Consider the following 23,109-nt stretch of genomic DNA (forward strand, 5'->3'; position numbering starts at 1 on the left):
AGGCGCGTTTCTGATTCACTCAGGCGCGTTTCAAAGCTTTGCAAAATACTCAGCACTGCTTTTTTGACGCTCTCTGGCGTCGCTTCCCAGTCTGATTGGGCGATCTGGTGCCCGAATAGGTCAAACGATTTACTCATCCCTCAACTGTAATCGCTTCCCTAACTCCAAGATCCTTATTTCTTCGTTAACCCTGTGACACTTACAAAATCTATCCCCGTGGAACTGATGATTTCCTTTTTCAAATACATCGATTTGTAGACGGGGTCATGAATATTCAAACTTTAGTGATAGTAACAAATTATTGTCATTTCATATTATTGATTCCTCAGTTCTGTTGAGTTTTAACTATAAAATTCCTATCTATCTAGGTCGAAGAAGTATCTACTCACAATAGAAAACAACTTTCTTAAGGGTTATGAGTAGTCTTTGAAAATCTGGAGTTGACAGTTGCTCAGGCTTTATTTAATCGGGTTCAGACCCTAAATGCAGTGCCTCAATGCTGATGGCCCATAGGGTGGCAGTCCATAGAATTTAGTCATTTCTTCTGGTCCGGGCCATTCATTGTAAGAAGTGGCGATGATGCAGGATGAATAGTATAAAATGAGCCAAAGTTTCGCTTTTTTATTGAAACTTTTGGATCAATAGTATTCATTGTTTGATCCGTCAGGTTCTGTTTGTTTTTTATTTCCCTGATTGTGATATGTCTAAGTCTGATCCTGTCCAGCCCGATGCGTCACAATCCCCATTGACCGATGAACCTGGCTTTGGGTGGACCACCTATGCCGAACGGATTAACGGTCGTTTTGCCATGGTAGGATTTTTGGCCTTGTTACTATTAGAATTTTTTACTCGGCAAGACTTTTTCACCTGGTTAGGGCTACCTTAAGGACATTTCTGGTAACGAAAAACCACCTAACGACATATAGCTTGCCGGCATCACCTATGGTGTGAACTATGGGCACAAAGCTTAAAAGGTCAGCCTGTTCAGCGCCTAGGCTCCTAACAGGCTGGCCAAATTTACGTTATTTTCGAATTAGTTTCCTATTGAACGCTGATTTGATATTGACCTTGCCCTGTTTGGTCATAGGTATTGACGATCACTCGATAGTCACCGGTGTAGGGCAGGGATAGTTGAATGGATGAATTGGTGTTGTTTTCAGCAATGTCATCATTCTCAGCCAGTTTGTTGCCTTGATTATCGATTAGCAGCAGATAGGTATCGAAGTCCTGACTGGTGAGCGTAATTGTGACATCTTGCCCCTGGGGTGCGCTGAAGGAGTATTCGTCGTACAAGCTATTGTCCGCTAGGCGATTATCTTGACTGTTGAGAACGCCGTTTTGATTGACCAGATAGCCACTGCTGTTGAGGGTGCTGACGCTCAGTTCGTATTGGCCCTGTTCGCTAGCCCCATAGGAGTTGGCAAAGACAAAATAGGTGCCATTGCTGGGGAGGGTAACCTCTAGGCGGGCGTTCCGGCTATTGCCGTTATCATCGTTTTCGCCTATGTATTCCTGATTCGGACCATAGAGCAATAGATAGGAGTCGATCTGCTCACTGTTCATAACGATGCTGATGCGCTGACCGGCCTGGCCTTCAAAGCTGTGGGCGTTAAAGTAACTATTGTCAGGCAGTACGTTACTACTACTATCCAGACGAGCCCGCAGAACACTGCCGTCAATGGCGACTGGAGAGGGGGCTTGAGTTGACAGGTTTGAGCGGGAGGCGGTTGTACTGGCGGTGCCATTTGCCACGGCGGTAATAAAGGGGCGGACTTGGGGGGTAGCGATCGCAAATCCAATCCCAATATTGCCTGAATTTTCCCCCGTAGTAAAAATCGACGTATTAACGCCAATTAACTCACCATTCCGATTTAGTAAGGGACCACCAGAGTTGCCAGGATTAATTGCCGCATCTGTTTGGATTAACCCACGTTCCGCATCAATGCGGCTGACGATACCGACAGTAAATGTACCCTGCAGACCAAATGGGTTACCAATGGCAAACGCCTGCTGTCCCACCTGAGCCGAACTATTGGCCAGGGGAACTGTGGGGAATGAACTATTGCCTCCATCAATTTGCACCGCTGCGAGGTCTAAATTCTCATCGGCATACCCCACAACTCGGCCTAAAAATTCCCGACCATCTGCCAAGCGGACGGTGACTTGGCTAGCCTCCCCGACGACATGGGCATTGGTGAGCACCAATCCATCTGGCGTAATGATGCTGCCGCTGCCCGTACTATCGCCTGCATCAATCGCCACCACTGCCGGGCTGGCCTGTTGATAGACGCGCACATTGGTATCTTCATTAGTCCCTTCGGCCTGAGCTGCAGCAACTACCACCCCGTGGTTTACATCAAACTGCGTTCCGATCACACTCAAACTAAGGGCACACGCTAACAAACCAGTACAGGATTTCAGAAAGATGGAGCTCATCGCTTTTGCAGCATAGTGGACGTCCCTATAGGATACTTTCAACCCTGGAACCATTCCGGTAGCCTAGGAAATATTTCATAGAATACGCGTTCCCTATTAAGGCGCTTTATAAAAGTTGAAAATTACATCGCGTTGGACCCAGGGTTCACCCCAGGTGCGATCCCTGAAAGCTATAAATTACAACGGTCATAGCTGAAGAAACCCTTGGGGTGAACGACAAAAAAGGGAGCAACTTATTTGCTCCCTTTTTTGTCGTTTTTAATACGAAGCTTGTCCAAGTCTAGTATGGCCGTTTTGACTTAGAACAAGCTGCAGGTTTCAACTTGGGCGGTAGTAGCGATCTAGGCTAAGAGTGTAATGATAGGACTTAAGCCAGCCCAGTATTAGCACCCGGTCTGCCAGTTGCCAATTCTACTTTGACAATCTTGCCGCCCATCTTTTGAATTCGCTGCTGTTCACGAAACCAGCTGTCGTAGGGAACGAGCTTAGTAAAAAAAGTATTCTGTAGCTCGCGCTGGGTGCGAATGCGAGATTGACTCGGCACACAGGCAGTAATCCGAAACATACGCATAGCAGAGATGTCTCCTACTCTTAAACAAAAACTATTTTGCAAATCGATTGCGAAAAGCCTATTCCCTTCAGCGGTTATACCTTGACCCTGGTTCAATAGGACTCATTTTTAGCTGAACTCCAATGAAACTAGCACCGTCTAACGTAGCTAGTGACTAGACATCCAGCCTATATAAAACCTGCCATGACTTAGGCTTCGGAGCAATTGTTATGCTGCCCTAGGCAATAAGTACAGAATTAAAAGCTCGGAAGTCCGATAACCAATGGATAAGTTGTCATAATCTCTCAGCATAGATAGATTGCGACAAACTAACACTCGCTACAGACTTCCGAAACAGAGTTAGACCAGTCTAGCCGATCTACACCACATGAACTTGACCTAGCTAAGGCCAGAGCAGATGTAGTCAAAGTAAACACCCATTTCCTTGCCAGCATCAGAACCAACCAGGCTAGCGGTTACTTCTTTCATTGCTTGAATGGCTTGTACAGTTGCACCTACAGGTACACCCAGAGAGTTGTAGGTTTCTTTCAGTCCGTTGAGCACACGCTCATCCAGAATAGAAGGATCGCCAGCCAACATAGCGTAGGTGGAATAGCGTAGATAGTAGTCCAAGTCGCGGATGCAAGCAGCATAGCGACGAGTGGTGTACATGTTGCCACCAGGACGAGTGATGTCAGAGTACAGTAGCGCCTTGGCTACGGCATCTTTAACGATTTCAGAAGCATTAGCGCCAATGGCAGTGGCCGCACGAACACGCAGCTCACCGGTTTGGAAGTAAGCGGCTAACTTATCCATGGAGGACTGATCAAGGTACTTACCCTGAACGTCCGAAGAATTAATTACAGAAGTAATCGCGTCTTGCATGATCTGTATTCCTTAATGAAATTTGACGATGGGGCTCAACAATTGTGATTGGCAAATGGGAGTAATTCAAACCTGAACTACAGCATTGCGCCAACAACGTAATCGAAGTAAGAGGCGGCCTCAGCGGCATCGTCACCAGACAACAAAGAAGCTGCAACGCCCTTCATAAAGCGAATTGAATCAGCTACTGCGGGAATAGAAGTACCTAAAGAGTTGTACATCTCCTTAGCACCTACTAGACCAATTTCCTCAATAGGAGTAACGTCACCGGCAACAATACCGTAGGTGATGAGACGCAGGTAGTAGTCCATATCACGTAAGCAAGTGGCAGTCATTTCCTCACCGTAGGCGTTACCACCGGGGGAAACAACGTCGGGACGCTTTTGGAAAAGCTGGTCGCCAGCCTGCTTGATAATGCGCTCACGGGACTCAGTCAGGACCTGAGCGATGCGAAGACGACGCTCACCCGACCCAACAAAACCCTTGATGCGATCTAGTTCGCCGGGGCTCAAGTAGCGAGCCTCAGCATCAGCGTTCACGATAGATTTCGTGACAATACTCATTTATGGATTCCTCCGAAAGAATATAACCAGACAAATGATCTGGTTTTCACCTTCAAGGAGCTGAACATCACTCACTTCAGTCAAGAGGTGAGTAAAGTAGCCCTCACTTACTTTAACTCCGAATCAAGCCCGAATCTTATGCGCTGGTGCAACACTTAAATTCGCTCATTGAAGCATGCCAGTTATTGGCCAGATTCTATGAATCCTACTGTCAGCTCAGCTGCCTTCCGATAGTATTTTCCGGCATTCAGTTAACCTTCTAAGGGGGTGTGCAATATTTTGTAACACTAGTCCTCAGAATTGCTCCGGAATCATTTCTGTGTTCTGCCAGATCAAACAGAAATGAGCCATGCGCGGAGCACAGCCCATTCTGCTTAAGGCATGATTCAGATGGATGCCACAGCACCTTTGAACCGAACCTAGGAAAACCTTAGGTATCAATGGATGCTATGGGCGAAACAGAAGGACCAAAGCTGGGCACAACAACATCATCGTTTTGGCGCGTTAGCTGTTGGTACAGACGCTCTGTATTGGGGAAATTGGCTGCTGGCAGTGTGGGGAATCGTCGATAGGGTACCGTATCTTCCCCAAAGAACTCAGCGTACTCAGGGGTTTCAACCATGGTTTGAATAAACCCACGGATGCCTTGGGTGGCCAGAATTTGGTTGTATTTACGAATCTCACCCTGGTTGAGGGGGGCCCTGCCTAGGAAGTGCTTGGTGCCAAGCTCAATCACTTTAGTGTTGGGATAGGGGGCGTAGAACTCTTTCTGATAGAGATCGGAGCAGCCTAACCCTTCGATAAACTCTTTCAAGTTAATCTCACCGTTACTCAGCTTACTTTCGAGGGAAGTAAACTCGGTCTTGATGATATAGGGGGCAATATCCCGCTCAAACACTTGTCGATAGGCGGCTTGGGTGACCAAGGTGAGGTTAGCTTTGTCGAACAAACTGGTGAGCTTAAACACCTTAGACTGCACTCGGCGAGCATTAACCCCTTGCTTAATGCGCTTGTTCAGCTCAATTTCACCCGGCTGACTGCCAGCTGCACCGAGTTCCACAAAACGAGGCACGCTGGGTTTAGCGATGGGCTTGATGCCAGTGCCACCCACGCTGCCGGCGCGGAAGTTCCGCAGGGACTGGCCCGCTGGAGTGATATAGCGCTCATAGGGAATGGTGTCATCGCCAAAGGATGCGGTGTATTCGTCGCTGTCAATTAAGGTGTCTACTAGGGCATAGAACCCTTGCTTGGCGCAAATATCAAAATACTTGTTGGTTTCCTGGCGACCATAGGTGGGCCGTCCCAATAATCGCCGGTGAATATATTCCACCGACTTCATGACGTATAGGGATGTCCAGTAGGTCTTACGGAAAGCTGCGGACTTGGCCAATGCCCGAATAAAGTCACGCAGACAGATATCCCCGTTTTCTAAGCGATTTTCGGCGGATTTAAGCTCTTGACCGGCGTAGATATCACAGCCAAATACTTGCCGATAAGCCGCACGAATGATTGTCTGGGTAGAACTTTCGGCGAACTTGACGCTGGCCCCATTGCCCGAAGGAATTTGATCTAGTTTGAAGACCTTGGGACCTAAACTACCTGGAGCTTTAGGTCGAGCGGCCGGGTTACTGATCTGGCTATCGATGCCTGCACCGCGACGAATCAAAATACGGCGGGTGTCTTTTTTAAAGGGGGCAGGACTACTGCTAGGGTTGCGGGTCTCTTTTGGAAAGATGGCTCCAAACTGGATTTCCAGCGGATCGTTGCCGGACCCGTAGGGATGCTGATCAGGCAGGGGCTGATCGTAGGCAGCGAAGGTGGTGAGGAACTGGGGCACCTTGCGGAACGGGGCACTGTAGTTCAGCAAGTTTTGCTGAGGTCCCCAGTTCCGGCATTCCTGGGCTTCTTGTCCCAGGCCACGCAGGTAGGGGACGGTTTCTTCGCCAAAGTAGTCGCCGTATTCATTGGAGTCGATCAGGGCATCCACTAGGGCGGATAGGCCGCCATTGGAAACAATGGAGAAATACTGCTGGACTTCTTCGCGAGAACTGGGGCCGCGACCCAGAATATGCCGGAAGGCTAGTTCCAAAGCCCGACTGTTGATGTATGGCTCAAAGAAATTTTTCCGATATAGGGGAGACTTGGCCAGACGGCGGATAAATTCTTTCATGGCGATTTCGCCATTTTTGACCTTGGATTCTAGATCGGATATATCCAGGGAGTAGGCCCGTTTGATGTCACGCTCGAACACCTGGCGATAGGCGGCCTTGACCACTGAGTTTTTCTCAGATGTGGATAGGCCCGGTTTCATCACAAACTTGGGCCGACGCTCAGAGGCGTTGAAATAGATTTGTGGCAGCTGTAATCCCTGTAGGTCCTTGGATGGACGCTGACGGACCTTGTTGGAAGGGGCGGGGGCTTTGAACTCTTCAACTAACACGTTGAAGTAGGACCGGATCAGCTCTTGGGCTTCGGTATCACCCCGAAAATATCCAATACTGGCAGCCCTCATGGTCTGCAGTGCCACGACGGTGGCAGCAGAAGAACAGGCGTCTTCGATGATTTCTCGTAGGCCACGCACGTTGACTGAAATGATGTTGGGGTCTCCTGCTACCAGGGCGTAGGTCAAGTAGCGGAGGAACCAGCTCATGTCCCGGAGGGACTTTTGCATGTTTCTGGGGCCATACCGGCCGACGTTGATGGGGCGGAACCCAGCGGGGGTGGTACCTAGATCGCCACTGCTGCTGACCAGGCCCCTTAGACCTGAAAACAGACCACCGCTGTTGGCACTTTCAATGAAGGCTTCTGGACTGGGGTCGTTGGAGTTTGCCATGGTTAGGGGCTCGGGCGCGGATTCGACCCTCTCCAGGTAGGTCAGGGGGGAGCCGCCGGTAAAGATACGGTTAGCCGCTTGAGAGACGATCAGTTCTGAATATTGGGTGATCAGCTGTGCGATCGCAATGCGCTTGCGGCCCGACTTAAAAAAGTCGGACAGTTCCCTCAGCTCACCCCCCTCCATGTAGCGGTCTTGCTGCTCGGCCTGGGTAATCGTGGTAACCGGCAAGGTTTGATAAAGTTGTGGCCGCGCTAAGGAGCTTCCACCACTAGCAGTTACAGTCATTCCTTTTCAAAGGCTCCCTTCTAATAATTGATTGCAATGGGTGATTGCATCAGACCCCTCCCTCAGCACCGAGCGGCTCAGATCTTAGGTAACTCAGAACTAATAAGTAACTCCGAGCTAATTGATCTAGCGCATTGGCTTACACCAAGCAGTTAACGGGCTGATCGGCTTTATGTGACAGTTCCAGATTAAAACGATTGCGGAACACCAAGATGATTGTCTCAAGACTGTGTAACATCTTGTAAGTAGCCCACTGAGTCATCATAAAAGACGGTGTGCAAGTGAATGAGAGTAAAGATAAGTTTTGTTACTTGAATTTACGAAGCATGGGCCAAAAAATGCCAGGCTTAATTCCGTAGAGTTTTGAGTTTGACTGGGTTTAGAACAACTTAAAACTCAAAACTGAGCACTCCAACCTACGTATTCCATGACTGCCGAAAACGAAGCTGCCGTTAGTGCAGCAGTAGCTAAGCTTTACGATACCTATCCCTTCCCGCCAGAGCCTTTTCTCGATGAACCCCCACCTGGCTATAACTGGCGGTGGTATTGGCCAACGGCCTACAACTTTTGCACAGGTAAGCTACCCGCAACAGAGCAGGTCAGGATTCTCGATGCGGGTTGTGGTTCAGGTGTTAGCACCGAATACTTAGTCCATCTCAACCCTCAGGCCCAGGTTACCGGTATTGACCTCAGCGCTGGCACCTTGGAGGTGGCCCGTGAACGCTGTCAACGCTCACGGGCTGACCGAGTAAACTTTCACAATCTCAGCATTTATGACGTGGATCAACTTGAAGGGCAGTTTGATCTGATCAACTGCGTGGGGGTGTTGCATCACATGCCCGACCCCATTCGGGGCATTCAAGCGCTAGCCCATAAGGTTGCCCCCGGCGGACTCCTGCATATATTTGTCTATGCCGCTCTGGGGCGGTGGGAAATTTCCCTGATGCAGCAAGCCATAGCCATGCTGCAAGGGGAGCGCCGGGGAGACTATCGAGACGGGGTAGCCGTAGGCCGCCAGCTGTTTGATGCGCTGCCTGAAAATAATCGCATTGTCAAACGAGACAAAGAGCGCTGGGCTTTGGAAAATCACCAGGATGAATGCTTTGCCGACATGTACGTCCATCCCCAAGAAGTGGACTACACCATCGATACCCTCTTTGAACTAATCGATGCCTCGGGTTTAGAGTTCGTCGGGTTTTCTAACCCCCAATACTGGAGTTTGGAGCGATTGATCGCCAAAGCCCCTGACATGATGGCACGCGCTCAATCCTTGGAGCCGCGCGCCCAATATCGCCTGATTGAACTGCTCGATCCTGAACTTACCCACTATGAATTTTTCTTGGCGCGTCCTCCATTACCCCAGGTAGATTGGGCCGACGATCAGCGGCTGCTGTCAGCCTGTCCAACCCTGACCCCTTGTCTTTCCGGTTGGCCTAGCCGGTCCTTTTTTAATCCTGACTACCAGTTGGTAACCGTGAGTGAAGGTGAATACTCCTTTTTGCAAGCCTGTGAGGCGAACGATGGCAAAAAAACAGTGACTGACATCTTGTCAGAGGCTCCATTGGCGCTGTCAGATGTGCGCTCATTGCAAACCCGGCAATTAATTCTGCTGATTTCCCCAGATTGATGATCAGATAAGTCACTGCATAGCGGCTGTAGGATAAGACCCACCTATTTAGGTAATGCCAGATGGGGGACTTATTCTACAGGCAGCAAAAAACACTTATCTGTGGTAAGCCCGAGGGATTGGTATTAAGTATTGTTAGCTTTAAATGATATGATTATCCTCGGCTTGCAGAAAGGGCTTCGGCCCTTAATGTTAAGTTAAATGGGCCGGTTTAAGTGATTTCTGTGAACTTGCCAGACGAACCTCTTAGAGATTCATCCATGGATGAAAAAAATGACGTAGAAGCCCTTAGTGCCGATGCGTCGGTTTCTGGAGTTATCTCTCCAGAGCCAGACTCTTCAATGGAAGAATACTATCAACTTCAGAATGAGTTGCTTTTGTTGACACTCTTGCTGATGGTAGTAGTCTTCATTTCGGTTTGGATGGCCTACTCCCTAAACACATCTCTCAATTACTTAATTGGGGCTTGTGCGGGTGTGGTTTACTTAAAATTGTTGGCTAGAAGTGTTGAGCAGCTTGGCAGGCAGAAATCTAAAGTGGGCAAGAATCAGCTTGCTCTTTTTATTGGATTAATAGTAGTCGCAACCCAGGTGGAGCAGCTACAAATCGTCCCAATTTTTTTAGGTTTCCTGACTTATAAAGCCGCCCTCATTGCGTACATGTTCAAGGCATTGTCAACGACTTAATTAGGTTGGAGGCGTGCGCTGGCTGTATTAGTCGCTAATCATTTGATCTGGTGTTTTTTGGTCAACCTAACCTGAATTTAAGATGCTAAGTTTGCTGCACTTTGATGTGTTGCCGTTAGCGAAGCTGGAGGTAGGTAATCACTTCTATTGGCATTTAGGAGGACTTCAACTCCATGGCCAGGTCTTCTTGACTTCATGGTTCGTGATTGGACTGCTTCTGATTGCTTCAGTATTGGCAACCCGAAATATGCAGAGGGTGCCCCAAGGTTTGCAGAACCTGATGGAGTATGTCTTTGAGTTTGTCAGAGACATTGCTAGAAATCAGATTGGCGAAAAGGAATACCGTCCTTGGTTGCCATTTGTCGGCACATTATTTCTGTTTATCTTTGTGTCCAATTGGTCGGGAGCCCTTCTCCCTTGGCACGTCATCGAAATTCCTGAAGGAGAGCTTGCTGCTCCAACTGGTGATATCAACACTACGGTTGCCTTAGCTTTGTTAACATCTCTGGCATATTTTTATGCAGGATTTAAAAAGCGAGGTCTGGGATATTTCGCTAAGTACATTGAGCCAACGCCAATCTTGCTGCCAATTGCAATTCTTGAAGACTTTACCAAGCCACTTTCCCTGAGCTTCCGTCTCTTTGGAAATATCTTGGCAGATGAGCTTGTAGTTGCGGTTTTGGTGTTGTTGGTCCCTTTGTTTGTCCCCTTGCCCGTTATGATGTTGGGGCTGTTTACCAGTGCTATCCAAGCATTGGTGTTTGCTACCTTGGCTGCAGCTTACATCCACGAAGCTTTGGAAGGGCATGGTGACGAAGGTCACGAGGAACATGCTTAGCATTTATTGCTAAAGCGCCTCTATTCGCAGGTGATTTGTATACCTGTTTTTACTGACTCTCAGTCTTGTTTGTTTCGTATATACCGAAAAGGAAATACATTATGGATCCGTTAGTTGCTTCTGCTTCAGTCATCGCTGCCTCTCTAGCAGTTGGTTTGGCCGCCATTGGTCCTGGTATTGGTCAGGGTAATGCTTCTGGTAAAGCGGTTGAAGGTATTGCTCGTCAGCCTGAGGCAGAAGGTAAAATCCGTGGCACCTTGCTGCTGACTCTTGCATTTATGGAGTCTCTTACCATCTACGGTCTGGTTATTTCTCTGGTACTTCTGTTTGCCAACCCCCTTGCTTAAGGAAATGGGCGTTAAGGGTACTATCTGAGTTTTTCCCCCTTTGGGGCATCAATGTTCTCTGGGTAGTGCCCTCTCAACCTTCATTATGTTTTATGCAACCTGGGTTGAGTCAATAAACACTTTTTTCTTTAAATTTCTTGCGCTTTGGTGGGTTCTCAGGTTTAGGGAAATCTAAGGATGTTTGATTTTGATGCAACACTGCCTGTAATGGCGTTGCAATTCGTACTATTGACGTTTCTTCTGAATGCGGTTTTCTTTAAACCCATCTCGAAGACGATTGATGAGCGTGACGGCTATATTCGCGATAATAAAGCCTCGGCTGCAGAATATTTGGCAGCGGCTGAAAAGCTAGCTAAACAATATGAGGATGAACTCGCTGGCAGTCGTAAGCAGGCTCAGCAATTAATCGCTCAAGCTCAAGCTGAAGCTAAAGAAGTGGTTGATAAGCAGGTTGCTCAGGCTCAGGCTGAAGCTCAGCAACAGCGTGAGCAGGTTCAAAAAGAGCTTGATCAACAAAAAAACGAGGCATTTCAAGCGCTTGAATCGCAAGTGGATGTTTTGAGTCAACAGATTTTAGACAAACTGCTAGGTGCTCGAGCTGCTTAGGTGCATCATTTTGGCCTTTTGACTCGCTGGAGTTTAGGGAGCCACATTTTTTAAGGATTATTGGCGCGCAGTGATTGCTATGGTTGAAAACTTTTGGCTACTGGCGACTGAAGAAGGTGGGTTTGGTTTAAATTTCAATATTTTAGAAACCAACCTAATCAATCTTTCTATTTTGGTCGCCCTAATTGTCTATTTTGGACGAAGCTTTTTAGGTGGCATTATGTCCGAGCGTCGTTCGGCTATTGAGGCGGCTATTCAGGATGTTGAAAAACGCCAGAAAGAGGCTTCAAAGGCCTTAGTCGAAGGGCAGAAGAACTTAGCTCAGGCGCAGGCTACAGCGGCGAAGATAAAGTCTGATGGCGAGGCGTCCGCTAAGGTAGCCAAAGACAATATCTTGGCTCAGGCATCCAAAGATATCCAGCGCATGAAGGACGAAGCTGCCCAAGATATGACTGCTCAACGGGATCGTGTGGTAGCTGAATTGCGCCAACAGATTTCTGCCCTTGCGGTTGAGAAGGTTGAGGCGCAGCTGCGGTCACATATAGATGAAGGCGTTCAACAGAAGCTGATTGATCAGAGTATTGGTCTATTGGGAGGTAGCTTGTGAAGGATAGCGTGGTGATTGAGGGCCTAGTAGCCCCTTATGCTCAGGCTCTATTGTCCATTGCTCAGAATGGTGATTTGACCGATCGTTTTGCCCAGGATTGCCTCTCAATCCGCAGCGTGTTGGCCTCATCTCCTGAGTTGACTCAGTTGCTTGAGAACCCAATTGCTAAGCCTGACGTTAAGAAGGGCGTTCTGCGTCAGATATTGGGTGAAACCCTGCATCCGACAATGCTGAACTTTGTCATGTTGCTGGTGGACCGAGGCCGGATCCCTTTTGTGGGGGCTATGTGCCAGCGTTACCAGGAACTATTCCGTGAGCTAAATCAAATCGTTTTAGCTGATGTGACTTCTGCGGTACCCCTATCTGATTCCCAAAAGGATTCGATTCGCCAGAAGGTCGTCGCTATGACGGGAGCTCAATCTGTAGAGTTGGAAACAGCTTTAGATTCTGAGTTGTTAGGTGGCGTCATCATCAAGGTGGGTTCCCAGGTGATAGATGCCAGTTTGCGAGGTCAGCTGCGGCGTATCAGCATTCAGTTGGGTAGCGCTTCTTCTCGCTAGGGTGTTTAGGTTGAGGACATTCTGTTCTTGGCCTGTGTTTGGAAGGCGATGTGGTTAAGACTGGACATTTTAAGCGTTAATCTTATCAGCGCCAATCTTAGTCAAACATTGTTTAAGTTGATTTTTTGTTGATATCTGAGTTAATAGAGCAACTCCCATGGTAAGCATCAAACCTGATGAAATCAGTAGCATTATTCAGCAGCAAATTGAGCAGTACGACCAGGATGTCAAGATATCCAATGTAGGTACTGTGCTGCAGGTAGGTGACGGTATTGCCCGCATCTATGGCCTTGATCAGGCTATGTCCAGTGAACTGCTTGAGTTTGAAGACGGTACTATCGGTATTGCCCTAAACCTGGAAGAGGATAATGTGGGTGCGGTACTGATGGGTACTGGCCGCAACCTTAAGGAAGGCAGTTCGGTTAAGTCCACTGGTAAAGTGGCGGAGATCCCTGTGGGAGCGGCCATGTTGGGCCGTGTGGTCGATGCCTTGGCCCGTCCCATTGATGGTAAGGGGGACATTGCCGCCACTGAAACCCGTCTGCTGGAATCACCCGCCCCTGGGATTATTGGCCGTAAATCAGTTTATGAGCCTATGCAAACGGGAATCACTGCGATTGACGCGATGATTCCTGTTGGTCGTGGTCAGCGTGAACTAATTATTGGTGACCGCCAGACGGGTAAAACTGCGATCGCAATCGACACCATTCTCAACCAGGCCGACCAAGACGTGGTTTGTGTCTACGTTGCCGTGGGCCAAAAAGCAGCCTCGGTCGCCCAAGTGGTGGGTTTGCTAGAAGAGCGTGGTGCCATGGCTTACACCATTGTGGTTTGTGCCAGTGCCAACGACCCTGCGCCGCTCCAGTTCTTGGCTCCCTACACCGGTGCAACCCTGGCCGAGTACTTTATGTACCAGGGCAAAGCGACGCTGGTGATCTACGATGACCTGTCCAAGCAAGCCCAGGCCTATCGCCAAATGTCTTTGCTGCTACGTCGTCCACCTGGTCGTGAAGCCTATCCTGGAGACGTATTCTTTATCCATTCTCGTCTGCTAGAGCGCGCTGCTAAGCTGAGCCCAGAATTGGGTGAAGGTAGTATGACCGCCCTGCCCATTATTGAAACCCAGGCAGGTGACGTTTCGGCTTATATTCCCACCAACGTCATTTCCATTACCGACGGTCAGATCTTCCTCTCCTCTGACTTGTTTAACTCCGGTCTACGCCCTGCCATTAACGCCGGTATCTCCGTATCCCGTGTGGGTGGTGCAGCCCAGACTAAGGTCATGAAGAAAGTGGCCGGTAAACTCAAGCTGGAATTGGCTCAGTTTGACGAGCTGCAGGCCTTTGCCCAGTTCGCCTCTGACCTAGATGCAGCTACCCAAGGCCAGCTGGCTCGTGGTGTTCGTCTGCGGGAACTCCTCAAGCAGTCTCAGTACTCTCCCCGTTCTTTGCATGAGCAGGTAACTGTTGTATACGGCGGTATTAACGGTTTGTTTGATGATGTCCCCGTCGAGAAAGTTGCTCCCCTCGTGGCCGAGTTGTGTAACTACATCAACACCAGCAAGCCTGAATTGGTGAAGGAAGTCAATGAAGGCAAAAATATGACTGACAAGGTTGAAGCCTTGATCAAAGAGTCAATTGCCGAGTGTAAGCAGTCCTTTATGGCGGCATAGGAGGGATCGGCCCAGCTCCCCCATGCCCTGATGGGTTGGGGGAGTCAGGCTAGAAATAACGCGTATGGCTAATCTCAAATTTATTCGTGACCGTATTCAGTCGGTCAAAAATACTCGGAAAATCACTGAAGCAATGCGCCTGGTGGCGGCGGCGAAAGTGCGTCGCGCCCAGGAACAGGTTGAGGCGACTCGTCCTTTTGCCGATCGCTTAGCCCAGGTGTTTTTTGGTCTTCAAACTCGACTCAAGTTTGAAGATGCCAATCTGCCCCTATTGCAGACCCGCGAGGTCAAAAATGTTGGCTTGGTGGTTGTCTCAGCCGATCGCGGCCTATGTGGTGGCTATAACAGCAACATCATTCGCCGCGCTGAGCAGCGGGCTAAGGAGCTAGATGCGGCTGGTACGGGCTATCAGATGATTCTGATTGGACGTAAGGCGGTGCAGTACTTTAAGAATCGTAACTATCCTATCGATTCTATCTTTGAGAATCTAGAGCAGATTCCCACGGCGGATGAGGCTTCTAAGATTTCTGATCAGGCCCTGTCTTTGTTTTTATCGGAAGAGGTCGACCGTGTAGAGTTGATTTTCACTAAGTTTGTTTCCTTGATTAGCTCTCGTCCGGTGATTCAAACATTGTTGCCTCTAGATCCCGAGGGTCTGGATAAGGAAGATGAAGTCTTCCGCCTCACCAGTCGTGGTGGCCAGTTTAAGGTTGAACGCTCAGCGGTGGAAACTGAAGAAAAGCAGTTGCCCCAGGACATGCTCTTTGAGCAGGATCCGGTGCAAATTCTGGATGCATTACTGCCCCTATATCTGAATAATCAGATTTTGCGTGCATTACAAGAATCTGCTGCCAGTGAGCTAGCGGCTCGGATGACGGCGATGAACAATGCTAGTGAAAATGCTAGCGATCTGGTCAAAACCTTGACCCTTGACTACAACAAGGCCCGTCAGGCTGCCATTACCCAGGAAATTCTGGAGGTAGTGGGTGGTGCCGCTGCCTTGACCTAGCTGGTCTCGTCTAGCTGGACTATTGGTGCTAATGGAGTTGCTCTAAGTTTTAACCCCATATGTGTGGCAGTGCTACGGCACTGCCTTTTTTTTGCCCAAGGGTCGTAAAGGGGTTTTCCCTTTTTTAAAAAAGGCTATATCCTGAACTCTATGGCAAAGGCTCTGGGGTAAATGCTCTGGTGATCTGGGGGTGGTGTTACATTGGCTGCATAACTCCGTAGTTAAGGATGTGATGGTCCTGGGCTAATGTACTGCATGCCATAGTTACTCAATGTCATCGTCAACTGTTGTGGACAGTGCCCATGGTTAATGAAGTATCTCAGTGGTTAGCGGAGATTCAAACGTTACAGCAGCAGCTGCAACTTCTTAGTCAAGAACGGGACCAAGCCTATGCCAGTGCTGCTAACTGGCGGAGGTTATATGAATCCGAGTCCGAGCAGCGTCGGAATGATTCGGAGAGAAGTCAGACGCGGATTCGGGCCTTGGCCAATCAGTTGACTATGTTTCAGCAGGCCCCTGTGAATGGTGAAGCCTCTGCTGATTTGGCTCAGGTGTTAGCGGATGTAAACCAGGTGGAGTCAGTGGATGCGTTGCGATCGCAATTAACCGATGCCCTGACCCTCTGTGATCAACTTTCCAATGCCCTGAAGGCTGAGCAAGCTGCCCATGAAGAAACTCGTCACAGCCTCACCACTGCCCTAGGCGATACCATTGACCTGCTAGCCAAAGAGCAGGCTTCTATCCCCGCTGATTAAATTAGGCTGATTAAATTAGGACCACGGGGCTATCTTGATTTAGGCAAGATAGTCGGCAAGATAGTCAGTTATGGTCCGTGGGCCCACGGGTAGCTAATGATTATGACTATTTTCCCCCTGGAGACCCCTGGCCCACCTTGGGACCCCTTGGTAATCTGTTATGTCTCCCTTGGTGAGTCTGGGTTCGCCTAACCCATCAGGACAAGTTTAGACAGGTATTACGGGCCAGATTAAATATTGGTATCTTTTGATGAAGTTATACGTGGAACTTTTGGGATACAATCCTAGTCACAACTGCGCTAGGTAGTTATTACTAGCGACAAATAATATCAATCATATGAAATACATTTCTGTGAATAAAACAATTACTGAGTCTGTTTCGAGTACAAGCAATGCTAGTCGTGAGACTCAACCAGCCTCTGACGATAAAAAAATCTATTTAGCTGAGCTGAAAAGCTACCCCTATCAACCCAGTATTCAGGTTGAAGTTTTGCACCTACAGGCTGAGGCCGATGCGTTATTGCTGCAGCTTAAGACCAGGTGCTGTGAATAGCAGGTATTTGTTGGAATTTTCTGACATTTGATTGAGCTAGCTACGTTTGTGGGGCTTGGCTAGTTACTTTTGTCTTTTAGACAAAGCGGAATTGAGACAAACTCAAGCAATTCAGGGCAGAGTCTATCTCCTGTCTGTTAAGTAGTATTGCCTTGATGGTCAGGTCCTATTAAGAAAAGCAGCGGATTCGGTTCTTGGTCTTGCGAGACGGCATACCTTGGGAAAGGTCTAATCCATTTCTATCTGTTGCATGAGCTACCAGCGCTTTTCTTTGTCGGCTCCAAAGATGTCATCTGGCAGTCCGCTGCGTCCCCTGAATTACCACGATACCTATACCTGTCCGGTATGTCGGCATGGTGAGCTGTCGGTGCTGATCCTGACCGATGCGTTTGCTTGTAGCTTCTGTCGACATATTTTTACGGCCAATCTGGAAGCTCAGTCGCTTCAGATGTTGGACGGGACTCGGCCAATGGTTTGGTTTTGGACGGGGCAGCGCTGGAGACAGAATGGCCGTACTGATGCACGTGTAGCAGCGATTGTTTGGCTCTTTGCCCTAGCGATTTCTTGTTTACCCGCTCTGTTGGTAATTGCTTCTAACTATATGTTTCCCCCTATTGATGGGGCTGGGGTAACTCGGTTTTCGGTCATTTGGACGGTGGCTACGTTGTTGGCCCATGCCGGCATTGTGTTGTGGCTAATTGCTGAACACTATCAGTGGCCTTGGTATGTGGCCACCAAGATTCGATTCAGTCGTTGGTTTGGTGACAGCTGGGTTGGCGATAGCTGAACGTTAGCTCCTTTTGTCGGTCCTTTGCTTTAGGGTGACAGCGATCTTTGATCCTTTTGTAGGCCCTTTGCTTTAGGGCGCCAGCGATCTTTACAGGCTAAATTCGGTTAAATCCTAGAGGTCAAACATGCGTTTAATTCGATTTCTGGCCCAGATCACCGGGTTAGCATCGTCCTCGCTGGAGTCCACTAGGTTGAGGGCACGCATTTCCCGTTGGCGTTTGGCCAGTTCATCTCGATGTTGGGCCATGGTCTTCATCACTTGGTGGGATAGGTCGGGATAGCACCGCAAGAGATCAGAGAAGCTGGGCTGATTGATCACAAATAGTAGGGCGTCCTCCGATACTCGGGCCATGGCGGTACGTGGCACCCCTAGCAGTAGGGCGACCTCACCAAAAAACTGGCCGGGTTCGATGGTGGCGAGGTGGCGGTTTAGTTTTTCTGCCAGAATCTCGATTTTGCCCTCCAGCAATATGTAAAACGAATTGCCTGCGTCGCCTTCGTGAAACAGGGTGGTCCCGGCAGGACTGCGCTGGCGATGACCAATCTCAATCAGCTGTCGGATCTCGAGATCGGTGAAGTTGGCAAAGTAGCTGACTTGGCGGAGCATGTCTTTGAGGGTGATGGGCACGGGCAATGGGGGGCGGTGCTGCAGCGCCAGTTGTCGATTAAAGAAAGGAGTTTTGCCTTCGCTGTTGTCCTGGGGGGGGAGGTTGCGAATCCATACGTCCCGCTGAGGAAAAGCAATTTCGATGTTGTGCTGCCGGAGGTTGTACTCGATGGTGAAGTGGAGTGCACTTTGCACATTAAAGCGCTGGTTGACGTTCACCCACACCCAGAGTTCAAACTGGAGGGCATCTTCGCCAAAGGCCATAAACATGGCTTTAGGCATGGGCTGGCTGCAGATGGCGGGTTCCATATGGGCGGATTTTAGCAGCAGCTCGGTGACGAGGATTGGATCGCTGTCGTAGGACACGCCAACGGGAATTTTGAGGCGGGCAATGGCGGTGTTGTGGCTCCAATTTAAGACCCGGTTTTTGATCAGTTGATTATTGGGAATGACCACATCGCCGTCGTCCAGGGTACGGATAATGGTGGATCTGAGGTTGACTTCGACAATGCGTCCCACTAGTCCCTCAAATCGATAGTCGTCCAGTTCCACTAGGTCGTCGACCTTGAGGTTGCGTTCAAACAGCATGATTAGACCGCTGATAAAGTCGTCGGCAATGTGCTGCAGGCCAAAGCCAATGCCTACACCCAAGCCGCCGAGCACAATGCCTAAGGAGCGCAGGTTAATGCCGGAATTTTGGACGGCGATGAGGATGGCGATTGCCCCTAGGGCATAGCTCACCAGGGTAGCAATGGCTTCTCGGTTATTGGCATCAATGCCCGCCAGCAGTTGCCGTTTGAGAAATCGTTTCACCAGACCAATGGCGAACAGGATAAACGTTAGCCACAGGGTCAAACTCAGTAGGAGCTTGAGGGTTATTTCCGTATCGTCACCGAGCCTGAAGAGCCTGGCGCTAAGTAGGTTGCTGAGCTGCTCAAAGATGAATGAAAAAATGTCCGTCATGGGGGCATCAGTCAGGGTCTATGGGGGCGGTTTCAACCTCAAATGCTAGGGCCGTTGCGCACTGGTTAGTCAGCGCTTGCGCGATCGCATCCACAACTCTACCCACCTCTGTAATTTCCAGAGGCAGCCCGGCTATTTTCTGACCCTTGGGGACCAGGGCCCGCTTAAAGCCGAGTTTGGCCGCTTCCTTGAGCCGGAGTTCGATTTGGGAGACCGGGCGGACCTGCCCCCCGAGCCCTACTTCCCCAATTAGCACCAGGCCCGGATCGACGATGCGATCGCGAAAGCTGGCGGCCACCGCAATGGCAATACCCAAATCCGCTGCCGGTTCCCCCACGCTCAGTCCCCCTGACGACGCCACATAGGCATCCAACTTAGACAGGGGTATCCCCACCCGTTTCTCTAACACAGCCAAAATCTGCAGCAGGCGATTGTAGCCAATGCCGGTGGCGGTGCGCCGGGGAGAGCTGTAGCTGGTAGGACTGACCAAGGACTGCAGCTCCACCACCAATGGTCGGGACCCTTCACAAGCCACAATGGTGGAAATCCCGGGTACCTGCTCATCCCCATTGCCCATAAACAGGGCAGAAGGGTTAGTCACCTCCGCCAACCCCTCCGCCACCATTTCAAACACCCCCAGCTCGTGGGTGGCCCCAAACCGATTTTTGACCGAGCGCAGCAACCGATGGCTGGCAAACCGGTCCCCTTCAAAATAAAGCACCGTATCCACCAAATGCTCCAACACCTTCGGTCCGGCAATGGCTCCTTCCTTGGTGACATGGCCCACAATAAACAGGGTGATGTTCTCCCGCTTAGCCAGCTGCATCAGGGCCGAGGTACATTCCCTCACCTGGGATACCGAGCCCGGTGCCGAGGTGAGTTGGCCGTAAAACAACGCCTGAATACTGTCGATTACCGCCACCTGAGGCCGCAACGATTCTAATTCTGCCAGGATGGTCTCCAGATCGGTCTCAGCCAAAAGAAATAAAGACTCTGGCGACGGTCCCAGGACATCTTCCCCCGGCTCCCTTTCCCCGTTTCCCTCTGTCTCCTGATTTATCCCCAGGCGTTGCGATCGCAGCTTGACCTGCTGCCCCGACTCCTCCGCGCAGACATACAACACCGAGGCCTTGGCCGCCAACCGATTAGCCGTTTGCAGCAGCAGAGTCGACTTACCAATGCCAGGGTCCCCCCCCACGAGCACCAAAGAACCCGGGACAATGCCGCCCCCCAGCACCCGGTCTAGCTCACTGTAGCCAGAGCTAATGCGACTTTGGGGATGATCCACAATTTGGCTAAAGGTTTTGGCCAGCCGGGGTTTACTGTCGGCGCGTTTGCTGGTGCTGCGACGACCTGGACGGACTGCGATGGCCTCAGGCTCCATAACCTGCTCCACCAAGGAGTTCCAACTGCCGCAAACGGCACATTTGCCAAAATACTGCCGCGATTCTGCTCCGCATTCATTACATACATATACCGAGCGTGCCTTAGCCATGGCTAGCCATAAAACATATGAACTACATACCCACGGTTAAGGTTAGCAGAGACTAAAACTCTACGGGCATGCCCGCCACCCATCCTGCGATCTTTAAGCAAATCCGTGCAAACATCGGCAACGTGAATCAGCAGGTGCCGTAGCCAAAAAAATGCCAAAAAAATGCCAAAAAAATGCCAAAAAAATGCCAAAAAAATGTTTTATGGACAACAACCTTAAGAAACGTTGAAAACCCTAGCAATACAAGGCCATAGGCTGTAAAAATCAATACAATGTTAGGTATCTTAAAAATAGTACCTAATCAAGATTTAATCAGGAGTCCTTCCATCCCTGTGCTCCATTGCTTTATTAGGGATGTTTGCACAGGGGTGAAGCTGTCGGTTTTTCAAGGGATATAGAGCTTATAGTTCATCCCTTCAACGGTCGAAGTCTTCTGCCGTTACCGTTATGTAGGAGTTCAAGAAACTTTGGAAAGCGTAAAAGAGAAAATCTTGGTCGTCGATGACGAAGCCAGTATTCGTCGCATTTTAGAAACCCGTCTTTCGATGATTGGCTACGACGTCGTTACTGCGGCTGATGGTGAAGAGGCATTAAATACCTTTCGACACGAAGTTCCTGATCTGGTGGTGCTGGATGTAATGATGCCTAAGCTAGATGGCTATGGTGTTTGCCAAGAATTACGCAAAGAGTCTGATATTCCTATCATTATGCTGACGGCTCTAGGGGACGTGGCCGACCGCATTACCGGATTAGAACTAGGCGCTGATGACTATGTGGTTAAGCCCTTCTCCCCCAAGGAGCTAGAGGCCAGAATCCGCTCGGTGTTGCGGCGGGTGGAAAAGACGGGTACCTCGGGTATTCCTAGCTCCGGCGTGATCAGCATCAATAACATCCGGATTGATACCAACAAGCGCCAAGTCTATAAGGGCGATGAGCGGATCCGGCTAACGGGTATGGAATTTAGCTTGCTAGAGCTTTTGGTCAGTCGCTCCGGTGAGCCCTTTTCTCGCTCTGAAATTTTGCAGGAAGTTTGGGGTTATACCCCCGAACGCCATGTGGATACCCGAGTGGTGGATGTTCACATCTCTAGATTGCGTGCCAAGCTAGAGGATGACCCGAGTAACCCTGAGTTAATTTTAACGGCGCGGGGTACTGGCTATCTGTTCCAGCGCATTGTTGAGCCTGGCGAAGAGTAGTTCTCCTCACCTCCCATGGGCAGACCATTGGGTCGCTGCTAACCCTGTCAGATAACGATGTTTGTATCTGGGCATACATCCATGGGCGGTGCTGGTAGCAGAAGCTTTAGAAGCTTTTGTCTGAGCTTTTGTCAGAAAATTGAAGTTGTGAATTTTCACTCGGTTTCAGTCTGATAGAATTTCTTAAAGTTTCTATAGATCTAATTCGATGGGCCTAACTCAAGCGCGGATCGCAGTAGACGCAATGGGGGGTGATTATGCACCTGCTGAAATCGTTGCTGGAGCCATTAGGGCAAGAGAAGAGCTAGGTGTTGAAATCTTGCTCGTGGGTGATCCTGACAAGATTAGGGCCTGTGTCGCCGATCCTGACAGTTTGAGTCGGGTCGAGATTGTGCCTGCGGAAGGCACCATTGAAATGCATGAGGAACCCCTCAGTGCTTTGCGTAAGAAACGTAAGGCATCCATTAATGTGGCCATGGATATGGTGAAGCAGGGGCGGGCTGATGCGGTGGTGTCGGCGGGGCATTCTGGGGCGGCCATGGCCTCTGCCCTGCTACGGCTGGGGCGGATTAAGGGGATTGATCGACCTGCTATTGGTGCGGTATTTCCCACCCTGGTGGCGGGTAAGCCCGTTTTAATCTTGGATGTGGGGGCCAACGTTGACTGTCGGCCCAAGTTTTTAGAGCAGTTTGCCCTGATGGGCAGCGTTTATTCTGAGTATGCTTTTGGTGCTGACAACCCTCGAGTGGGGCTGTTGAACATTGGTGAAGAGGCGAGTAAGGGCAACGATGTAGCCGTGCAGGTGCACCAGACTCTGAGTGAGTCGGCGGTGATTAACTTTGTAGGCAATGCCGAGGGGCGAGACGTGCTTTCGGGCAATTTTGATGTGATTGTCTGCGATGGTTTTGTGGGCAATGTGCTGTTGAAATTTGCTGAGGCGGTCGGTGAGGCGGCCATGAACATTCTCCGTGAGGAGCTGCCACGCGGTATTTTAGGAAAGCTGGGGGTGCTGATCCTAAAGGGTAATCTCAAGCGCATTAAACAACGTCTCGATCATGCTGAGCATGGTGGTGCTTTGCTGTTAGGTGTGAATGGCGTGGCTGTGATTAGCCATGGTAGCTCTAACGCACCATCTATCTTCAATGCTATCCGCCAGTCTAAGGAGGCGGTGGATAATGGGGTGATTGGGCATATCCAGGATCAGTACCAAAAGGTTGCTGCATCGGTGACCAACGGAGAATAGT

22 protein-coding genes are annotated in these 23,109 nt (G+C 49.7%); 15 read left to right on the forward strand and 7 right to left on the reverse strand.

Annotation, left to right across the window (positions count from 1 at the left end; genetic code table 11):
• Nucleotides 1-700 precede the first annotated feature (700 nt).
• On the forward strand, nucleotides 701-886 hold the full coding sequence (locus VB741_RS02820) for a chlorophyll a/b-binding protein (RefSeq protein ID WP_323363625.1): 186 nt from the start codon (nucleotides 701-703) through the stop codon (nucleotides 884-886).
• A 155-nt stretch (nucleotides 887-1,041) separates the two neighbouring features.
• Here VB741_RS02820 and VB741_RS02825 read toward each other — a convergent pair whose 3' ends face one another.
• From VB741_RS02825 to VB741_RS02845, 5 genes are all read right to left on the reverse strand, one after another.
• Nucleotides 1,042-2,376, reverse strand: coding sequence for a trypsin-like peptidase domain-containing protein (locus VB741_RS02825; RefSeq protein WP_323363712.1), 1,335 nt, complete (start codon nucleotides 2,374-2,376; stop codon nucleotides 1,042-1,044).
• A gap of 427 nt (nucleotides 2,377-2,803) precedes the next feature.
• Entirely contained in the window at nucleotides 2,804-3,007 is a 204-nt protein-coding gene (locus VB741_RS02830) for a phycobilisome linker polypeptide (RefSeq protein ID WP_323363626.1), read from the reverse strand.
• Between the two features lie 378 nt (nucleotides 3,008-3,385).
• Complete coding sequence (gene apcB, locus VB741_RS02835) at nucleotides 3,386-3,871, reverse strand: allophycocyanin subunit beta (RefSeq protein ID WP_193996132.1); 486 nt, start codon at nucleotides 3,869-3,871, stop codon at nucleotides 3,386-3,388.
• Nucleotides 3,872-3,948: 77 nt separating this feature from the next.
• Entirely contained in the window at nucleotides 3,949-4,434 is a 486-nt protein-coding gene (locus tag VB741_RS02840; RefSeq protein WP_323363627.1) for an allophycocyanin, read from the reverse strand.
• A 430-nt stretch (nucleotides 4,435-4,864) separates the two neighbouring features.
• Nucleotides 4,865-7,555: a phycobilisome rod-core linker polypeptide gene (locus tag VB741_RS02845; protein WP_323363628.1), complete on the reverse strand. Its 2,691-nt coding sequence runs from the start codon at nucleotides 7,553-7,555 to the stop codon at nucleotides 4,865-4,867.
• A gap of 427 nt (nucleotides 7,556-7,982) precedes the next feature.
• Between VB741_RS02845 and VB741_RS02850 the strand changes: the two genes are divergently transcribed.
• The 12 genes from VB741_RS02850 to VB741_RS02905 all read left to right on the forward strand — a co-directional run bounded on the left by VB741_RS02850 (nucleotide 7,983) and on the right by VB741_RS02905 (nucleotide 17,602).
• Nucleotides 7,983-9,182 carry a class I SAM-dependent methyltransferase gene (locus VB741_RS02850; RefSeq protein ID WP_323363629.1) on the forward strand — a complete coding sequence of 400 codons (1,200 nt, stop codon included), beginning with the start codon at nucleotides 7,983-7,985 and terminating at the stop codon, nucleotides 9,180-9,182.
• Between the two features lie 260 nt (nucleotides 9,183-9,442).
• Complete coding sequence (locus tag VB741_RS02855) at nucleotides 9,443-9,868, forward strand: ATP synthase subunit I (RefSeq protein WP_323363630.1); 426 nt, start codon at nucleotides 9,443-9,445, stop codon at nucleotides 9,866-9,868.
• 82 nt (nucleotides 9,869-9,950) lie between these two features.
• A complete protein-coding gene (gene atpB / locus VB741_RS02860) occupies nucleotides 9,951-10,706 on the forward strand; it encodes a F0F1 ATP synthase subunit A (protein ID WP_323363631.1) in 756 nt (251 codons plus the stop codon).
• Nucleotides 10,707-10,807: 101 nt separating this feature from the next.
• Nucleotides 10,808-11,053 carry an ATP synthase F0 subunit C gene (atpE, locus tag VB741_RS02865; RefSeq protein ID WP_006516215.1) on the forward strand — a complete coding sequence of 82 codons (246 nt, stop codon included), beginning with the start codon at nucleotides 10,808-10,810 and terminating at the stop codon, nucleotides 11,051-11,053.
• Between the two features lie 177 nt (nucleotides 11,054-11,230).
• Entirely contained in the window at nucleotides 11,231-11,659 is a 429-nt protein-coding gene (locus VB741_RS02870) for a F0F1 ATP synthase subunit B' (RefSeq protein WP_323363632.1), read from the forward strand.
• 79 nt (nucleotides 11,660-11,738) lie between these two features.
• Entirely contained in the window at nucleotides 11,739-12,266 is a 528-nt protein-coding gene (locus VB741_RS02875) for a F0F1 ATP synthase subunit B (protein WP_323363633.1), read from the forward strand.
• Complete coding sequence (gene atpH, locus VB741_RS02880; RefSeq protein WP_323363634.1) at nucleotides 12,263-12,826, forward strand: ATP synthase F1 subunit delta; 564 nt, start codon at nucleotides 12,263-12,265, stop codon at nucleotides 12,824-12,826. The genes VB741_RS02875 and atpH overlap by 4 nt, the downstream gene beginning before the upstream one ends.
• Before the next feature lie 157 nt (nucleotides 12,827-12,983).
• Nucleotides 12,984-14,498: a F0F1 ATP synthase subunit alpha gene (gene atpA, locus VB741_RS02885; RefSeq protein WP_323363635.1), complete on the forward strand. Its 1,515-nt coding sequence runs from the start codon at nucleotides 12,984-12,986 to the stop codon at nucleotides 14,496-14,498.
• A 64-nt stretch (nucleotides 14,499-14,562) separates the two neighbouring features.
• Nucleotides 14,563-15,507: a F0F1 ATP synthase subunit gamma gene (locus tag VB741_RS02890; RefSeq protein WP_323363636.1), complete on the forward strand. Its 945-nt coding sequence runs from the start codon at nucleotides 14,563-14,565 to the stop codon at nucleotides 15,505-15,507.
• A 302-nt stretch (nucleotides 15,508-15,809) separates the two neighbouring features.
• On the forward strand, nucleotides 15,810-16,262 hold the full coding sequence (locus VB741_RS02895) for a hypothetical protein (protein ID WP_323363637.1): 453 nt from the start codon (nucleotides 15,810-15,812) through the stop codon (nucleotides 16,260-16,262).
• Nucleotides 16,263-16,599: 337 nt separating this feature from the next.
• Nucleotides 16,600-16,815: a hypothetical protein gene (locus tag VB741_RS02900; protein ID WP_323363638.1), complete on the forward strand. Its 216-nt coding sequence runs from the start codon at nucleotides 16,600-16,602 to the stop codon at nucleotides 16,813-16,815.
• Between the two features lie 250 nt (nucleotides 16,816-17,065).
• A complete protein-coding gene (locus tag VB741_RS02905; RefSeq protein ID WP_323363639.1) occupies nucleotides 17,066-17,602 on the forward strand; it encodes a hypothetical protein in 537 nt (178 codons plus the stop codon).
• A gap of 114 nt (nucleotides 17,603-17,716) precedes the next feature.
• On the opposite strand, the gene VB741_RS02910 is transcribed toward VB741_RS02905, so the two are convergent.
• Nucleotides 17,717-19,174: a cyclic nucleotide-binding domain-containing protein gene (locus VB741_RS02910; RefSeq protein WP_323363640.1), complete on the reverse strand. Its 1,458-nt coding sequence runs from the start codon at nucleotides 19,172-19,174 to the stop codon at nucleotides 17,717-17,719.
• Nucleotides 19,175-19,181: 7 nt separating this feature from the next.
• Nucleotides 19,182-20,669 (reverse strand): DNA repair protein RadA, encoded by a 1,488-nt coding sequence (gene radA, locus VB741_RS02915; RefSeq protein WP_323363641.1) that lies wholly within the window; start codon nucleotides 20,667-20,669, stop codon nucleotides 19,182-19,184.
• A gap of 467 nt (nucleotides 20,670-21,136) precedes the next feature.
• Between radA and rpaB the strand changes: the two genes are divergently transcribed.
• Nucleotides 21,137-21,865 (forward strand): response regulator transcription factor RpaB, encoded by a 729-nt coding sequence (rpaB, locus tag VB741_RS02920; RefSeq protein ID WP_323363642.1) that lies wholly within the window; start codon nucleotides 21,137-21,139, stop codon nucleotides 21,863-21,865.
• 208 nt (nucleotides 21,866-22,073) lie between these two features.
• Entirely contained in the window at nucleotides 22,074-23,108 is a 1,035-nt protein-coding gene (plsX, locus tag VB741_RS02925; protein ID WP_323363643.1) for a phosphate acyltransferase PlsX, read from the forward strand.
• Nucleotide 23,109: the final 1 nt, after the last annotated feature.

The organism is Leptothoe sp. PORK10 BA2 (assembly GCF_034932105.1).
Classification (GTDB): domain Bacteria; phylum Cyanobacteriota; class Cyanobacteriia; order Phormidesmidales; family Phormidesmidaceae; genus Leptothoe.

Bases quoted from the DNA above. Each gene is read 5' to 3' on its own strand.
- VB741_RS02820 (WP_323363625.1), top strand. From the start codon at position 701: ATGTCTAAGTCTGATCCTGTCCAGCCCGATGCGTCACAATCCCCATTG.
- VB741_RS02830 (WP_323363626.1), bottom strand. From the start codon at position 3,007: ATGCGTATGTTTCGGATTACTGCCTGTGTGCCGAGTCAATCTCGCATT.
- apcB (WP_193996132.1), bottom strand. From the start codon at position 3,871: ATGCAAGACGCGATTACTTCTGTAATTAATTCTTCGGACGTTCAGGGT.
- VB741_RS02840 (WP_323363627.1), bottom strand. From the start codon at position 4,434: ATGAGTATTGTCACGAAATCTATCGTGAACGCTGATGCTGAGGCTCGC.
- VB741_RS02845 (WP_323363628.1), bottom strand. From the start codon at position 7,555: ATGACTGTAACTGCTAGTGGTGGAAGCTCCTTAGCGCGGCCACAACTT.
- VB741_RS02850 (WP_323363629.1), top strand. From the start codon at position 7,983: ATGACTGCCGAAAACGAAGCTGCCGTTAGTGCAGCAGTAGCTAAGCTT.
- VB741_RS02855 (WP_323363630.1), top strand. From the start codon at position 9,443: ATGGATGAAAAAAATGACGTAGAAGCCCTTAGTGCCGATGCGTCGGTT.
- atpB (WP_323363631.1), top strand. From the start codon at position 9,951: ATGCTAAGTTTGCTGCACTTTGATGTGTTGCCGTTAGCGAAGCTGGAG.
- atpE (WP_006516215.1), top strand. From the start codon at position 10,808: ATGGATCCGTTAGTTGCTTCTGCTTCAGTCATCGCTGCCTCTCTAGCA.
- VB741_RS02870 (WP_323363632.1), top strand. From the start codon at position 11,231: ATGTTTGATTTTGATGCAACACTGCCTGTAATGGCGTTGCAATTCGTA.
- VB741_RS02875 (WP_323363633.1), top strand. From the start codon at position 11,739: ATGGTTGAAAACTTTTGGCTACTGGCGACTGAAGAAGGTGGGTTTGGT.
- atpA (WP_323363635.1), top strand. From the start codon at position 12,984: ATGGTAAGCATCAAACCTGATGAAATCAGTAGCATTATTCAGCAGCAA.
- VB741_RS02890 (WP_323363636.1), top strand. From the start codon at position 14,563: ATGGCTAATCTCAAATTTATTCGTGACCGTATTCAGTCGGTCAAAAAT.
- VB741_RS02895 (WP_323363637.1), top strand. From the start codon at position 15,810: ATGGTTAATGAAGTATCTCAGTGGTTAGCGGAGATTCAAACGTTACAG.
- VB741_RS02900 (WP_323363638.1), top strand. From the start codon at position 16,600: ATGAAATACATTTCTGTGAATAAAACAATTACTGAGTCTGTTTCGAGT.
- VB741_RS02905 (WP_323363639.1), top strand. From the start codon at position 17,066: ATGAGCTACCAGCGCTTTTCTTTGTCGGCTCCAAAGATGTCATCTGGC.
- VB741_RS02910 (WP_323363640.1), bottom strand. From the start codon at position 19,174: ATGACGGACATTTTTTCATTCATCTTTGAGCAGCTCAGCAACCTACTT.
- radA (WP_323363641.1), bottom strand. From the start codon at position 20,669: ATGGCTAAGGCACGCTCGGTATATGTATGTAATGAATGCGGAGCAGAA.
- plsX (WP_323363643.1), top strand. From the start codon at position 22,074: ATGGGCCTAACTCAAGCGCGGATCGCAGTAGACGCAATGGGGGGTGAT.